The 13,958-nt window shown below is 72.2% G+C and carries 15 protein-coding genes and 3 pseudogenes; 13 read left to right on the top strand and 5 right to left on the bottom strand.

What is annotated here, in order from left to right; genetic code table 11:
* Window positions 1–32 precede the first annotated feature (32 nt).
* From proS to C1I93_RS33125, 10 genes and pseudogenes are all read left to right on the top strand, one after another.
* Window positions 33–1,439: a proline--tRNA ligase gene (proS, locus tag C1I93_RS21270; protein ID WP_111245060.1), complete on the top strand. Its 1,407-nt coding sequence runs from the start codon at window positions 33–35 to the stop codon at window positions 1,437–1,439.
* Window positions 1,440–1,544: 105 nt separating this feature from the next.
* Window positions 1,545–2,192 (top strand): ribonuclease FAU-1 family protein, encoded by a 648-nt coding sequence (locus tag C1I93_RS21265; protein WP_111245059.1) that lies wholly within the window; start codon window positions 1,545–1,547, stop codon window positions 2,190–2,192.
* 291 nt (window positions 2,193–2,483) lie between these two features.
* Window positions 2,484–2,939 carry a 30S ribosomal protein S16 gene (rpsP, locus tag C1I93_RS21260; RefSeq protein WP_111245058.1) on the top strand — a complete coding sequence of 152 codons (456 nt, stop codon included), beginning with the start codon at window positions 2,484–2,486 and terminating at the stop codon, window positions 2,937–2,939.
* Window positions 2,914–3,174, top strand: coding sequence for an RNA-binding protein (locus C1I93_RS21255; RefSeq protein ID WP_175440282.1), 261 nt, complete (start codon window positions 2,914–2,916; stop codon window positions 3,172–3,174). The genes rpsP and C1I93_RS21255 overlap by 26 nt, the downstream gene beginning before the upstream one ends.
* 2 nt (window positions 3,175–3,176) lie before the next feature.
* On the top strand, window positions 3,177–3,761 hold the full coding sequence (gene rimM / locus C1I93_RS21250; RefSeq protein WP_181445263.1) for a ribosome maturation factor RimM: 585 nt from the start codon (window positions 3,177–3,179) through the stop codon (window positions 3,759–3,761).
* A 19-nt stretch (window positions 3,762–3,780) separates the two neighbouring features.
* Complete coding sequence (gene trmD / locus C1I93_RS21245; RefSeq protein WP_111245056.1) at window positions 3,781–4,554, top strand: tRNA (guanosine(37)-N1)-methyltransferase TrmD; 774 nt, start codon at window positions 3,781–3,783, stop codon at window positions 4,552–4,554.
* Window positions 4,555–4,698: 144 nt separating this feature from the next.
* Window positions 4,699–5,055: a 50S ribosomal protein L19 gene (gene rplS / locus C1I93_RS21240; protein ID WP_102658984.1), complete on the top strand. Its 357-nt coding sequence runs from the start codon at window positions 4,699–4,701 to the stop codon at window positions 5,053–5,055.
* Window positions 5,056–5,238: 183 nt separating this feature from the next.
* Window positions 5,239–6,113 (top strand): annotated as a pseudogene (gene lepB / locus C1I93_RS21235) (signal peptidase I).
* Window positions 6,114–6,122: 9 nt separating this feature from the next.
* Window positions 6,123–6,758 (top strand): signal peptidase I, encoded by a 636-nt coding sequence (lepB, locus tag C1I93_RS21230; RefSeq protein ID WP_111245055.1) that lies wholly within the window; start codon window positions 6,123–6,125, stop codon window positions 6,756–6,758.
* 17 nt (window positions 6,759–6,775) lie between these two features.
* Window positions 6,776–7,189, top strand: a pseudogene (locus tag C1I93_RS33125) (NUDIX hydrolase); the annotation flags it as partial.
* A gap of 135 nt (window positions 7,190–7,324) precedes the next feature.
* Here the strand turns inward: C1I93_RS33125 and C1I93_RS33120 are convergent.
* A pseudogene (locus C1I93_RS33120) lies at window positions 7,325–7,396 on the bottom strand (hypothetical protein); the annotation flags it as partial.
* On the opposite strand from C1I93_RS33120, the gene C1I93_RS21220 reads away from it, so the two are divergent.
* The 3 genes from C1I93_RS21220 (at window position 7,396) to C1I93_RS21210 (ending at window position 9,483) form a co-directional block, all read left to right on the top strand.
* The gene (locus C1I93_RS21220; RefSeq protein ID WP_111245054.1) at window positions 7,396–8,208 is read left to right on the top strand and encodes a ribonuclease HII; all 813 of its coding nucleotides are present in this window, start codon (window positions 7,396–7,398) and stop codon (window positions 8,206–8,208) included. The pseudogene C1I93_RS33120 and the gene C1I93_RS21220 overlap by 1 nt on opposite strands.
* Entirely contained in the window at window positions 8,205–8,528 is a 324-nt protein-coding gene (locus tag C1I93_RS21215; RefSeq protein WP_007075222.1) for a DUF2469 domain-containing protein, read from the top strand. The genes C1I93_RS21220 and C1I93_RS21215 overlap by 4 nt, the downstream gene beginning before the upstream one ends.
* 211 nt (window positions 8,529–8,739) lie before the next feature.
* Complete coding sequence (locus C1I93_RS21210) at window positions 8,740–9,483, top strand: peptidoglycan DD-metalloendopeptidase family protein (RefSeq protein ID WP_420811700.1); 744 nt, start codon at window positions 8,740–8,742, stop codon at window positions 9,481–9,483.
* Here the strand turns inward: C1I93_RS21210 and C1I93_RS21205 are convergent.
* The 4 genes from C1I93_RS21205 to C1I93_RS21190 all read right to left on the bottom strand — a co-directional run.
* On the bottom strand, window positions 9,371–10,552 hold the full coding sequence (locus C1I93_RS21205) for an aminotransferase class V-fold PLP-dependent enzyme (protein WP_111245052.1): 1,182 nt from the start codon (window positions 10,550–10,552) through the stop codon (window positions 9,371–9,373). The two genes, C1I93_RS21210 and C1I93_RS21205, sit on opposite strands and share 113 nt — an antisense overlap.
* A 72-nt stretch (window positions 10,553–10,624) precedes the next feature.
* Window positions 10,625–11,716 carry a tyrosine recombinase XerC gene (locus tag C1I93_RS21200; protein ID WP_111245051.1) on the bottom strand — a complete coding sequence of 364 codons (1,092 nt, stop codon included), beginning with the start codon at window positions 11,714–11,716 and terminating at the stop codon, window positions 10,625–10,627.
* Between the two features lie 80 nt (window positions 11,717–11,796).
* On the bottom strand, window positions 11,797–12,990 hold the full coding sequence (locus C1I93_RS21195; protein WP_111245050.1) for a DNA-processing protein DprA: 1,194 nt from the start codon (window positions 12,988–12,990) through the stop codon (window positions 11,797–11,799).
* A partial coding sequence (locus tag C1I93_RS21190) for a YifB family Mg chelatase-like AAA ATPase (RefSeq protein ID WP_146603547.1) occupies window positions 12,987–13,958 on the bottom strand: 972 nt, incomplete at its 5' end. The genes C1I93_RS21195 and C1I93_RS21190, both read right to left, overlap by 4 nt.

The following is a 13,958-nucleotide window of genomic DNA, read 5'->3' as shown; positions in this document are numbered from 1 at the left end:
GGTGGGGTGGGGGCGGCATAGGATGTGCGGTTATGGCGCGTGTGCTTACTCCCCGGGCGGAGGACTTTCCCCGGTGGTACCAGGACCTGATCGCTAAGGCGAAGTTGGCCGACAACGGGCCGGTCCGGGGGACCATGGTGATCCGACCGGCCGGCTATGCCATCTGGGAACGGATGCAGGCCGAGATGGACGACCGGATCAAGGCCGCCGGCGCGGAGAACGCCTACTTCCCGCTGTTCATCCCGGAGAGCTACCTCAAGCGCGAGGCCGAGCACGTCGAGGGCTTCTCGCCGGAGCTGGCGGTGGTCACCCACGGCGGCGGCAAGCAGCTCGCCGAGCCGGTGGTGGTCCGCCCCACCAGCGAGACGGTGATCGGCGAGTTCATGGCCAAGTGGATCGACTCGTACCGGGACCTGCCGCTGCTGCTCAACCAGTGGGCCAACGTGGTCCGCTGGGAGCTGCGCCCCCGGGTCTTCCTGCGGACCAGCGAGTTCCTCTGGCAGGAGGGGCACACCGCCCACGCCACCCGGGAAGACGCCCGCGCCTACGCCCGCAAGATCCTGCACGAGGCGTACGAGGACCTGATGGTCAACGTGCTCGGCATCCCGGTGGTGGTGGGGCTCAAGACCGCCCGTGAGCGTTTCGCCGGGGCGACCGCCACCTACACCTGCGAAGGCATGATGGGTGACGGCAAGGCCCTCCAGCTCGGCACCAGCCACGAACTGGGGCAGAACTTCGCCAAGGCGTTCGACATCGCGTACTCCTCCGCCGAGGGGGGCCGGGAGCACGCCTGGACCACCTCCTGGGGCACCTCGACCCGGATGCTCGGCGGTCTGATCATGTGCCACGGCGACGACAACGGGCTGCGGGTGCCGCCGAAGCTGGCGCCGGTGCAGGCGTACGTCATGGTCGTCAAGGACGGCGAGGGCGTCGGCGAGGCGGCGGCCAAGCTGCGTGACGCGCTGCGTGACGCCGGTGTCCGGGTCGCGCTCGACGACCGCACCGACACCCCGTTCGGCCGCCGGGCCGTCGACGCCGAACTGCGCGGCTACCCGGTACGCGTCGAGGTCGGCCCGCGCGACCTGGCCAGCGGCAACGCGGTGGTGGTCCGGCGTACCGACGGCTCGAAGGTCCCCACCCCGGTGGCCGACGTGGTCGGCGCGGTGCTCGCCGCTCTGGACGCCGACCAGCAGGCGCTGCACGACCAGGCGCTCGCGTTCCGGCAGTCCCGCACGGTCGACGTGGCGACCCTGGACGAGGCGATCGAGGCGGCCGCCACCGGCTGGGCCCGCGTCCCCTGGGCGGCGGTGGGTGTCGAGGGCGAGGCGAAGGCCAACGCCCAGGGCGTCACCGTCCGCTGCCTGCTGCGCGCCGACGGCTCGGTCCCCGACAGCGAGGACGAGCCAGACCTCACCACCATCCTCGCCCGCGCCTACTGAGGTGTAAGGAGGGGTCCCCTGTTAACGCCTCAGGTATAGCAGGGCCCCCTTTTAACACCGCTAGGCGGAGCCGGCCGGCCGTCGTTCGACCGGTAGGGTCGGGACGTGACGTTCGAGCCAGGCCGGTTGATCGTGCACCGCAACGTGCGGCGGGGGCGGATCGGGTGGGTCCGACCCGCTCGGGTGGTCAGCGACGACGAGCGTGGGCTGCTGCTCTGGGTGGCCGAGGGGTCGCCGGTGGCCAGCGAGGTGACCGCGGCCGGGTTGGGCATGCGCGCGGTCCCGTTCACCGAGTGGATCACGGCCAGCTACCGCCTCGCGCAGGGACGCTGGTCCGGCCCACCGCTGCTGAAGTTCCTGCCCGCCGGCGCGGCCCACTCCGTCTGGTGGTTCCGCGACGCGCAGGGGCGCTTCACCGGCTGGTACGTCAATCTGGAGGAGCCCGGTGTCCGGTGGGACGACGGTGAGTTGGCCGGCGTCGACATCGTGGACCAGGACCTCGACGTGTGTGTCCGTCCCGACCGCAGCTGGGAGTGGAAGGACGAGGGGGAGTTCGTCGAACGGCTCGCCTTCCCCGAGCACTACTGGGTGCCCGACGAGGCGGCGGTGCGGGCCGAGGGGAAGCGGGTGATCGCCATCGCGGAGGCAGGCGAGTTCCCGTTCGACGGCACCTGGTGCGACTTCACCCCACCGGCGGAGTGGACCACCCCGGAGCGGCTGCCCGAGGGTTGGGACCGCACACCCGTACGCTGAGCGACCACCTCAGCCAGCCCGGCTGGACGAGCGGTCGGGAGCCCCCGGTTGGTGTGTCCTTGCTCACCCTGGAACCGGATCTGACGAGTCGGGCCGGTCCGGTGTGAGGCATCCCGGACGGATCTGGCAGAATGGCTGGCTGGTATCCGGCGCGTGTCCGGCGCCCTCTAACCCGGGCGCGTCGCCAGTCCACCCGAGCGGTCTCCGGCCCAACCCCACTGTGCCGGTTGGCGCTCACCCATGCACACCGCCCTCTCGGGCCGGTGAGATCGCAACAGGAGCGAAACAACCGTGGCCGTAAAGATCCGGCTCCTGCGGATGGGCAAGATCCGCAACCCGCAGTACCGCATCGTCGTCGCCGACTCGCGCACCAAGCGCGACGGCCGGGCGATCGAGTTCGTCGGGATCTACCAGCCGAAGGAAGACCCTTCGGTGATCGAGGTCAAGTCGGAGCGGGTCCAGTACTGGCTCTCCGTCGGCGCTCAGCCGAGCGAGGCGGTGCAGCGACTGCTGGAGCTGACCGGCGACTGGCAGAAGTTCAAGGGCCTGCCGGCTCCGCCGCCGCTGAAGGTGGCACCGGAGCGGGCCGACCGCAAGGCCGCCTACGAGGCCGAGGCGAAGGCCGCCGCGGGTGTTGCCGACACCCCGGCCAAGCCGGCGAAGAAGGCCGCCAAGGCCGAGGCACCGAAGGCTGAGGAGCCCAAGGCCGAGGAGCCGGCCGCTGCGGACTCCGGCGAGCAGGCCTGACATGGCGTTGCGGCCGGCGTTGGAGCACCTGGTCAAGGGAATCGTGGATCACCCCGACGACGTACGCGTCCGGATGGTCGACTCCCGACGGGGCAAGCGGCTGGAAGTCCGCGTGCACCCTGAGGACCTGGGCACGGTGATCGGGCGGTCCGGCCGGACCGCCAAGGCGCTGCGCCAGGTGATCGGCTCCATCGGTGGGCGCGGCGTACGCGTCGACATCGTCGACTCGTACTGATGCTGCTCATCGTCGGCAGGATCGGTAAGCCGCACGGCATCCGCGGTGAGGTCACCGTGGAGGTGCGTACCGACGAGCCCGAGACACGGTTCGCCCCCGGCGTGGTGTTGCGCACCATGCCGGGGGGGAACGCCGGGCGCGGCACTGCGCCTGCGCCCGCCAGCCCCGGCGAGTCGCTCGCCGATGCCGGGGTGCCGTTCCAGGTGCCGGACGAGCTGACAGTGGAATCCGCCCGCTGGCACCAGGGTCGGATGCTCGTCGCCTTCGAGGGCGTGCTTGACCGCGCGGTCGCGGAGGCACTCCGGAACACTCTGGTCGCGGTGGACAGCGCCGACGTCGTCCCGCCGGAGGACCCGGAGGAGTTCCACGACCAGCAGTTGGTCGGGCTGGCCGTGGTCACCCTGGACGGTGAACGGCTCGGCGAGGTGGCGCGGATCGATCACGCGCCCGCCTCCGACCTGCTGGTGCTGCGTCGCACCGAGGGACGTACCGCGCTGATCCCGTTCGTCAAGGCGATCGTCCCCGAAGTCGACCTCGCCGGTGGCCGGGTGGTGGTCGACCTGCCCGGCGGCCTGCTCGACCTCTGATTCTCGCGGAGCACCCCTGATGCGCGTCGACATCGTGTCGATTTTCCCGGAGTACTTCGCCCCGCTGGACCTGTCGCTTGTCGGCAAGGCCCGCGGCAACGGCACGCTGCGGCTGGTCGTACACGATTTGCGGAGCTGGACCCAGGACGTGCACCGCACGGTCGACGACACCCCGTACGGCGGCGGGCCCGGCATGGTGATGCGGCCCGAGCCGTGGGGCCTGGCGCTCGACGCCCTGGCCCCGCCGGAGCTGACCCCGCCCCGCCTGCTGGTGCCCTCGCCGGCCGGCGTGCCGTTCACCCAGGCGCTGGCGCACGAACTCGCCGCCGAGCCGCACCTGCTCTTCGCCTGCGGCAGGTACGAGGGCATCGACCAGCGGGTGCTCGACCACGCCGCCACCCGGATGCCGGTCACCGAGGTCAGCCTCGGCGACTACGTGCTCTTCGGCGGCGAGGTGGCGGTGTTGGTGATCCTGGAGGCGGTGACCCGGCTGCTGCCCGGCGTGCTCGGCAACGCCGGCTCGCTGGACGAGGAGTCGCACGCGCACGGGCTGCTGGAGGCGCCGATGTACACCAAGCCGGCGACCTGGCGCGGGCTGGACGTGCCCGAGGTGCTCCGCTCCGGTGACCACGGCCGGATCGCGCGCTGGCGGCGGGACGAGGCGCTGGCGCGCACCGGTGCGCGCCGACCCGACATGCTTGCTGCGCTCGACCCCGGCAGTCTGGACAAACGGGACGTCGCGGCGCTGGAGCGGACCGGGTTTCCGGTGCCCGGAACGGATATGGCAGAGTAGAGGGGTTGCCGCAGACGTCTGCGCCGTGGACGGCTGCGAGGATCTCCGACCGGGGCCGGTTGCGGCTGGTCGCCACCCGGGGATCAGTATCACCCACCCGCGCGCCGAGTGACGGTGCGCCGTGAGCCTCACGAGGACACAGCGATGAACATCCTGGACGCCCTTGACGCCCAGTCGAAGCGCACCGACCTGCCCGCCTTCCGCGCCGGTGACACCGTCAAGGTGCACGCCCGGGTGGTCGAGGGCAACCGGTCCCGGGTCCAGATCTTCCAGGGCGTCGTCATCCGCCGCCAGGGCGACGGGCTGCGCGAGACCTTCACCGTCCGCAAGCTCAGCTTCGGCGTCGGTGTCGAGCGCACCTACCCGATCAACAGCCCGGCGATCGACCGGATCGAGGTCGTGACCCGTGGTGACGTGCGCCGGGCCAAGCTCTACTACCTGCGTGAGCTGCGGGGCAAGAAGGCCAAGATCAAGGAGCTTCGCGAGAAGCAGCCGAGCTGACGTCGCTCTGCGCCACGCCGCCTGAGCTGCGCGTATGCCGTACTGGCCAGATCGCACTACCCTGGTCGTACGGGCGCAGCGCGGCGGTGACCCGCCTCACGTGGCGGGTGACCTCCACTACCGCCCGGGGAGTCTCGACGAGACTGCCGGGCGGTAGTCGTTTCTGCGGACCGGGGAGTGAGCGTGGTACGGACGCTTGACGACAGCGGTGCGGTCGATCCGTGGCGACGGCGCAGCCGGCGCGGCAAGCCGCAGATGCCGCTCTGGCAGGAGTTGCCGCTGCTGCTCATCGTGGCCTTCTGTCTCGCGGTGCTGATCCGCACCTTCCTGCTCCAGGCGTTCTTCATCCCCTCCGGGTCGATGGAGGACACCCTGCTCGTCAACGACCGGGTCCTGGTCAACAAGGTCGTCTACAACATGCGCGATCCGCAGCGGGGCGAGGTGGTGGTCTTCCGGGGCACCGACCAGTGGGTTCCGCAGGTCGACGCGCAACCGCCCACGGGCTTCGTCGACAAGCTCGGTCGTACCGTCGGTGACCTGGTCGGCCTGGGGCGTCCCGGTGAGAAGGACTTCATCAAACGGGTCATCGCGTTGCCCGGCGACCGGGTGAGCTGCTGCGACGACCAGGGCCGGGTGCTCGTCAACGGCACCCCGCTGGACGAGTCGGCGTACGTGCTGCGGGACTCGCCGCTGGACGTGCCGCCGAATCCGGAGGAGTGCCGGTCACGGCGCTTCGAGGAGATCGTCATTCCGCCCGGCCAGATATTCGTGCTCGGCGACCATCGGCAGGTCTCGCAGGATGCGCGCTGCCAGGGACCGGTGCCCATCGACAACGTGGTGGGGCGGGCGTTCGCGGTGGTCTGGCCCTCCGACCGCTGGCACGGCCTGCCGATCCCGGAGACGTTCGCCAGCGTCGCACCGCCGGCCGTGGCCACCGGTGGGGCCGCCCCACCGGTACGCCCCACGCCCGATGGGGGAGTCGTCCTGGTTCTCCCGATTGCGGCGACCCTATCCGTTCTCGCGCGTTCCGGCCGGTCGCGTCGATCCGAGCAACGTAGGCTCCTCCCGTGATTGACGAGCAGACCGACAAGCCCCGCAACTCCTTCTGGAAGGAGTTGCCCATCCTCCTCGGGGTGGCGATCCTGGTCGCGGTGCTGGTGCGCGCCTTCGTGCTTCAAACCTTCTTCATCCCCTCGCCGTCCATGGAGAACACCCTCGTCAAGGACGACCGGGTGTTGGTCAACAAGTTGGTGTACAACTTCCGGTCGCCGCACCGGGGCGAGGTGATCGTCTTCAAGGCGCCGCTGGAATGGAGCGGCAACCCCTCGGGGGAGGACTACATCAAGCGGGTGATCGGCGTCGGCGGTGACCGGGTGGTCTGCTGCGACGAGCAGGATCGCCTGGTGATCAATGGTGTGCCGCTGGACGAGCCGTACATCTTCTCCTTCGAGGGGCAGCGGGACAAGCCGGCGGACCAGGAGTTCGACGTGGTCGTGCCGGAGGGCCGGCTCTGGGTGATGGGTGACCATCGCTCAGCCTCGGGTGACTCGCTGGAGCACTACCAGCAGTCGGGGCAGAGCATCACCTCGGCCACCATCCCGGAGCAGGACGTGGTGGGTCGGGCCTTCACGATCTTCTGGCCGTTCAACCGGGCCACCCTGCTCAGCGTGCCCGAGCCGTTCGAGACGATTCCGACGCCCTGACCGGCCTCACCCGTGGCGTGGGCGTTGTCGCCGGCGTCTGGCAGTCTGGTGCGGTGACGGTCTACACCCCGAGGCGCGCCGCCCGCGTGCTCTTGGTCGACGGCACCGGGCGACTGCTGCTGTTCCGCGGCTTCGACCCGGCCCGTCCCGAGGGCGGGCGCTGGTGGTTCACCCCGGGCGGCGGGCTGGACCCGGGTGAGACGTACGCCGAGTGCGCGGCCCGCGAACTCGCGGAGGAGACCGGATTGCGAGTGACGGTGGCCGAGGTCGGCGAGCCGGTCCACGCCGACGTGACGGAGTTCTCCTTCGACGGGGTGTGGTACCGGCAGGAGCAGCGGTTCTTCCTGGTCCAGGTGGCCGCCCACGAGGTCGACACGGCCGGGTTCAGCGAGGTGGAGCGGGGCAGCGTCGACGGCCATCGCTGGTGGTCGGCGCGGGAGTTGGCCAGCACCGGCGAGCGCTGTTACCCCACCGACCTGGCGGCGGTGCTGGCCGCCGCGCTGGCCGGCCCAACGCCGCGAGAGGCCGGCCCGCGAGAGGTCGGCCCGCGAGAGGTCGGCCCGCGGGAGGTCGGCCCGCGGGAGGTCGGCCCGCGAGAAGTCGGCCCGCGAGAGGGCGTGCGGAAGGGAGGCTCGCAGTGCTGAACCCGCCGCGTACGGTGGTGCGGCGCGAGGCCGGGCTCTACGCGCTGGAGCGGGCCCTGCAACGGCGTGGCTTCCGGTTCGTCGCCGGTGCCGACGAGGCTGGTCGGGGCGCCTGCGCCGGGCCGCTGGTGGCTGCCGCCGCGGTGCTGCCCGAGGGCCGGCGCGGCGAGATCGACGGGCTGGCCGATTCCAAGTTGCTCACCGCAGCGAGCCGGGAGCGGGTGTACGACGAGGTCGTCGCGCGTGCCCTGGCGTACGCCGTGGTGGTCATCCCGGCCGACGAGGTCGACGCCCGCGGGCTGCACGTGTGCAACCTGGCGGCCATGCGCCGCGCCCTGGCGTCGCTGGCGGTCCGGCCGGAGTACGTCCTCACCGACGGCTTCGGTGTCGACGGCCTGGAGGTGCCCGGCCTCGCCGTCTGGAAGGGCGACCGGGTGGCGGCCTGTGTGGCGGCGGCGAGCGTGCTGGCCAAGGTGACCCGGGACCGGATCATGGTGGAGTTGGACGCCGGGTATCCCGGCTACGGTTTCGCCGACCACAAGGGGTACATCACGGCTGAGCACACTGCGGCGTTGCGTGAGCGCGGTCCGTGTCGGGAGCATCGATTCTCCTACGTGAACGTGGCGGCCGTGACCGGCCTGGACAGCCGTCCGCCGCGTTCGCGCCGACCGTTGGGCGCAAGCTGGGACGAGGCGATGGAGCGTTCGGGCGCGGTAGGGGGTACCGTCGGCGTGGCGTTGGGCGAGCAGTCTCGGCCTCCGGCGCCGGTGGGGGAAGATGTGGTCATGGAAGGCGGAGTGCGATGAGCGCGGAAGATCTCGAAAAGTACGAGACCGAGATGGAGCTCCAGCTCTACCGGGAGTACCGCGACATCGTCCGTCAGTTCTCCTACGTGGTGGAGACCGAGCGGCGGTTCTACCTGGCCAACCAGGTCGACCTGCACGTACGCAACTCCGACGGCGAGGTCTACTTCGAGGTCGAGATGCACGACGCCTGGGTGTGGGACATGTATCGTCCCGCCCGCTTCGTCAAGAACGTCCGGGTGATGACGTTCAAGGATGTCAACGTCGAGGAGCTGGAGAAGCCCGACATCTCCCTCCCCGCCGACTCCGGCTTCGGCGGCTGATCCGCTAACCGGCCTTTCGCCGGGCGGCGGCCCCCCCACCCGCCGCACCGGTCTCCACCGGCTCAGGCGCGTCCACAGTGGCCCACCACTGCTCGCACCTTGCCATACCAGATCATCCCGTCCGGCGCGGGTTTTCCACAGAGCGCTGCGCTGTCCACAGGACAGCCGCCCGGGGCTGCGGGCGGGTCCGGCTCCGGTCAGGCTGGCCGGCATGTCGACCCACCGCCGTCCGATGCTCCGGACACCTCCCGACGCGTACCCGCCTGCTGCTCCCGTCCCGCGTGGTCGCGGCGTCGCCGTCGCGCGCGGTGGCCTCGTGCTGCTCTGCGGGTTGGCCCTGCTCATGCCGTTCCTCGATCCGGCGGTCGCCGGGCCGAAGCGGCCGACGATGCCGACGGCCGTCGCCGGCCCGTTCCGGTGGCCGGTGGACGGCCTGCCACAGCCGGTACGCCGGTTCGATCCGCCGCCGCGTCCGTGGCTCTCCGGTCACCGGGGCGTGGACCTGCATGCCGCGACCGGAGCGGCGATCCGGGCGGCCGGCGCCGGCACCGTCCTGTTCGCCGGCCCGGTCGCCGGCCGGCCGGTGATCTCCGTGGGGCACGCCGACGGGCTGCGCACCACCTACGAGCCGGTCCAGCCGGTGGTGACGGTCGGCGCGGCGGTGGTGGCCGGGTCCGTACTGGGGCACCTGCTGCCCGGCCACGCCGGTTGCCCGGCGACCGCATGCCTGCACTGGGGGCTGCGGCAGGACGCGGACTACCACGATCCACTGGCCCTGCTCGGCCTCGGCCGGTCCCGGCTGCTGCCGCTGGGCGAGGTGCCCGCCGCACCGGGCCGGTCGGTCAGCGCTGGGCGAGCAGCGCGGGCAGCCGGCCGGCGAGCCGGTCATACTCGTCGGCCGAGTTGTAGACCTGCCCGCAGAGCCGCAGCCAACCGCGTCCGTTCCAGGTCATGACCGCGACCTGGGTGGCGAGCCGTTCGGCGATCCGGGCCTGCAGCGCCCGCGCCGCGTCCATCGTCGTGGCCAGGCCCGCCGGCAACGGGACGAGCCGCATGGCGACAGTGGGTCCGCCGGGGTCCGGCAGGTCGGCCGGCGGCACGCCGAGCGCGTCCCCCACCACCCGCTGACCGTACGCGGCCAGTGTCGCGTTGTGCTCGCGTACCCGGTCGACGCCCAGGCTGCGCAGCGCGTACAGCCCCACCGGGGCACTGAGCCAGGCGGTGTAGTCCGCCGTCGCCTGCCACTCCAGCCGGGCGGGGAAGCCCGCCTCCTGTTCCCAGGAGACCACCAACGGTTCGATCCGCTCCCGCCACGGCGGTGCGACCACGAGCACCGCGGTGCCGCGGGGGGCGTACCCCCACTTGTGCAGGTTGCCGACCCAGAAGTCGGCACCGACGCTACGCACCGTGGCCGGCAGCATGCCCGGCGCGTGCGCGGCGTCGACAAGCACCGACACCCCGTGCTCCCGGGCCACGCCGACGATGGCGGCGGTGGGGAGCAGCCAGGCCGTGGCCGAGGTCAGCTGGTCGATGACGAGCAGCCGGGTACGCCCGGGTCGCAGGCCGTCCCGCACGATCTGCACGACCTCCTCGTCGCTGGCGGTCAGCGGCAGCCGCAGCACCCGGTGAGTCGCGCCGGTGCGCCGGCACTCCCGCTGGACGGAGAACTCGACCGCGCCGTAGCCGTGATCGGTGGTCAGCACCTCGTCGCCGGGACGCAGACCGAGGGACTGGAGCACCACCGCCACCCCGGTGGTGGCGTTCGCGGTCAGGGCGGTGCCGTCGGCATCGGCACCGAGAAAACCGGCAAGATGGCGCCGGGCGTGCGCTATCCGGTCGGCCAGCCCCTGGGTGAAGAAACGCAGCGGGTCGGCTTCCATCTCGTCGCGCAACCGCTGCTGGGCCCGCTGGACGAGGACCGGCACCGCGCCGAAGGAGCCATGGTTGAGATGGCTGATCGCCGGGTCGAGGGAGAAGAGCAGCCGAGCACCCGGGATCGGCTCGGGCGGCGGCGGAACGCTCACCCGATGATCGTAACGCCGCTCGTGATCGTTTCACGTCTCTCGGTGGGTTCTCTCGGCCGGCGTCGGTGTGGGTCAGGCGCGCGGATGGGCCTGCCGGTAGGCGGCCCGCAGCCGCTCCACCGAGACGTGGGTGTAGATCTGGGTGCTGGCAAGCGAGGAGTGCCCCAGCAGTTCCTGCACCGCGCGCAGGTCCGCGCCACCTTCGAGCAGATGGGTGGCGGCCGTGTGGCGTAACGCGTGCGGGCTGATCCGGGGCAGGCCGGCGGCCTCGGCGTACCCGCCGACGATCCGGCGGGCGGTCGTCGGATGCAGCCGGCCGCCCCGGGCACCGAGCAGCAGCGCGTCCCGTGATTCCGGCACCGCCAACACCGGCCGCCCCTGCCGCAGCCAGTCGTCCAGGGCGCGTTGGGCCGGTACGCCGTACGGCACCGACCGTTCCCGGCCGCCCTTGCCGCGTACCCGCACCACCCGCCGGCTGTGGTCGATGTCGGCCACGTCGATCCCGCACACCTCGCTGACGCGTACCCCGGTGCCGTAGAGCAGTTCCAACAGCGCCCGGTCGCGCAGCACGATAGCGGCGGCCGTGGGGTCCGGCGCCACCGCCGCCGCGGCGGCGTCGGCCGGGTCGGCGGGACGGTGGGTGGGCGTCCCGTCGGCCTCCTGGTCCGTGGCGGCGTCGCCGCCCAGCGGGGCGGGGGGTGTTTCGGCTGCGAGCGGGGTGGCCGGTGCGTCGAGGAGCAGGGCGGCCTGGTCGGTGCGGAGCACGGTGGGCAGCGTGCGCTGTGGGCGGGGACTGGCCAGCGTGGCGGCGACGTCGGTGGGCAGCAGGCCGGCCCGGTGGGCCCAGGCGCTGAACGTGCGGGCCGTCGCCGCGCGCCGGGCCAGCGTCGTGCGGGCGGCACCCGTCGTACGCTGCTTCGCCAACCAGCTACGGATCGTGTCGAGGCTCAACTCGGCCACCTCGGCGCAGCCCGACCGCCGGGCATGGTCCAACAGGGACACCAGATCGGCGACGTACGCCCGCACGGTGTGCGCCGAGCGGTTGCGGACGGCGGCGAGGTGACGGGCGAACTCGTCCACCACGTCCCGCAGCGGTGCTGGCAGCGCGGCATGCGTGGCCTGCGTGCCACGATCAGCGCCGCGCTGCCCTCCCGTATCTCGCACCTGCTCAGCCTACGGCCGACCCGGGCCGGACGCGTCTTCGCGACCGCACCGCGGTGTCGCCCGGTGCTGCCCGCGGCTGCCTATTCCCGGCGGGGCGGTTTCGGATTGGCCGCCTGGGAGAGCAGGAGGTAGCCCTGGCCCCGGCGGGCCACCAGGACCAGCTCCTCCAACAGGGACAGTTTGCGCAGCACCGTCCGGATGGGCAGGCCGGCCCGCGCGGCGAGGACCTCCACATCGACAGTGCCGCGTCCGGGCATCGCCTCCACGATCGCTCTCGCGTCATCGTCGAGGGTGTCGGTGGGCCGCTCCGGTCCGCGTGGCACCGGGGCGAACTCACCGATCCGGCCCAGCTCCTCCAGCACCTGGTCGAGGCCGGTCACCAGTCGGCTCGCCGGTTCCTCACGGAGGATCTCGTGTGCCCCCACGGACATCGCCGAGGTGACCGGACCGGGCACCACCATCGTGGGCCGACGCAGGGCGATGGCGCGTCTGGTGGTCTGGGTCGCGCCGCTGCGGGCCGCGGCCTCGACCAGCACCGTGCCTCGGGTGCCCGCGGCGATCACCCGGTTGCGGATGAGGAACCGCGGGCGCAGCGGCTCGGCCCCCGGCGGCCACTCGCTGACCAGCAACCCGGTCTCCGCGATCCGATCGAACAACGCCGCGTTGCCCATCGGATAGGGCCGGTCCACCCCACAGGCAAGCACCGCGACGGTCGGGCCACCCGCGTTCAACGCCCCACGGTGTGCCGCCGCGTCGATGCCGAACGCGCCGCCGGAGACCACCGTCCACTCCCGGTCGGCCAGGCCGTAGCCGAGATCGGTCGCGACGTGGATGCCGTACGCCGTCGCGGCACGGGCACCCACCACCGCAACCGAACGTTCCATCACCTCGGCCAGCGGCCACGGTCCGCGTACCCAGATACAGAGCGGCGCGGCGGTCTCGCGGTCCACCCGGCTACGAGCGTCGGGAATAACCAGCGTACGTAGGTGCTCGACCGTCGGAGGCCATTCGTCGTCGCCGGGGATGACGACGCGGGCGGCGAGCCGGTCGCCGCGTCCCAGCGCCTCGGCGGCGATCGCCCGCGCGTCCCCGGCCCTGCCGCGTGCCGCCACGCTGTCCCGAAGCTCCTGCTGCGGGGCTCCACCGTCGAGCAACAGTTCCAGTGCGGACACCGGACCCAGCTCGTCGACCAGCTGGTGCACCGAGCGGGTGCCCGGCTCCGCCAGCCAGGTCAACGCCACCCGGGCCAACACCGACTCTTCGCGCGTGCTCACGTACCCTCTCCCGTTCTGAGCTGGATGGCCTCGGCGACGTCGCCGCGGTCCGGGCGTGCCCGCCCGTCCAGGTCGGCGATCGTCCAGGCGAGCCGGATGACCCGGTCGAAGCCGCGTGCCGAGAGCGAGCCGGCGTCTAGCCGTGATCGCAGCTCGGCGGTGTCGCGGGCTGGCAGCCGCCACGGTGGACGGCGCAGATCCGGCCCGGGAATCTCGGCGTTGAGCCGATAGCTCGACGCGCCCCATCGGGTGGTGGCCGCCGCGCGGGCGGCGGCCACCCGCGCCGCGACCACCGCGGAGGACTCGTGCGCGGCGGGTTCCATCAGCTCGGCCGCGCGCATCGGTGGCAGGCGCACCTGAAGATCGATCCGGTCGAGCAGCGGACCCGACAGCCGGCCGAGATAGCGGCGACGGGTCAGCGGCGGACACTCACAGCGGTCGTCGCCGGCCGGGTTGGCGCAGGGGCAGGGGTTGGCGGCGAGCACCAGTTGGGCGCGGGCAGGATATTCGGCACCGCCCCGGCTGCGGGTCAACAGCACCCGACCGTTCTCCAACGGCTGGCGCAGGGCCTCCAGGGCCGCCTTGCTGAACTCGGGCGCCTCGTCGAGCAGGAGAACCCCCCGGTGGGCGAGGGAGATCGCGCCCGGCCGGGCCAGGCCGGCCCCGCCTCCGACGATGGACGGCACGGTTGCGGTGTGGTGCGGGGCCTGGAACGGAGGCCGACGCAGCAGCCCACCACCCGTCGGTAACAACCCGGCGATCGAGTGCAGCGCGGTCACCTCCAGCGCGTCGTCGTCGTTCAGCGGCGGCAGAATCGACGGCAGGCGCTCGGCGAGCATCGTCTTGCCGGCTCCCGGTGGCCCGATCAGCGCCAGGTGGTGCCCACCGGCGGCGGCGATCTCCAGGGCGCGTCGACCGAGCCACTGCCCGGCGACCTCGGCCAGGTCGGGGCCGGCTGTGGGCGGGGG

Source organism: Micromonospora endophytica (genome assembly GCF_003236305.1).
GTDB lineage: Bacteria > Actinomycetota > Actinomycetes > Mycobacteriales > Micromonosporaceae > Micromonospora > Micromonospora endophytica.
This window is presented reverse-complemented; position numbering and strand designations above follow the sequence as displayed.

Coding starts and splice junctions, on each gene's coding strand:
- C1I93_RS21215 (WP_007075222.1), top strand. CDS start 8,205: ATGAGCGCGGAAGATCTCGAAAAGTACGAGACCGAGATGGAGCTCCAG.
- C1I93_RS21210 (WP_420811700.1), top strand. CDS start 8,740: ATGTCGACCCACCGCCGTCCGATGCTCCGGACACCTCCCGACGCGTAC.
- trmD (WP_111245056.1), top strand. CDS start 3,781: ATGCGCGTCGACATCGTGTCGATTTTCCCGGAGTACTTCGCCCCGCTG.
- rplS (WP_102658984.1), top strand. CDS start 4,699: ATGAACATCCTGGACGCCCTTGACGCCCAGTCGAAGCGCACCGACCTG.
- proS (WP_111245060.1), top strand. CDS start 33: ATGGCGCGTGTGCTTACTCCCCGGGCGGAGGACTTTCCCCGGTGGTAC.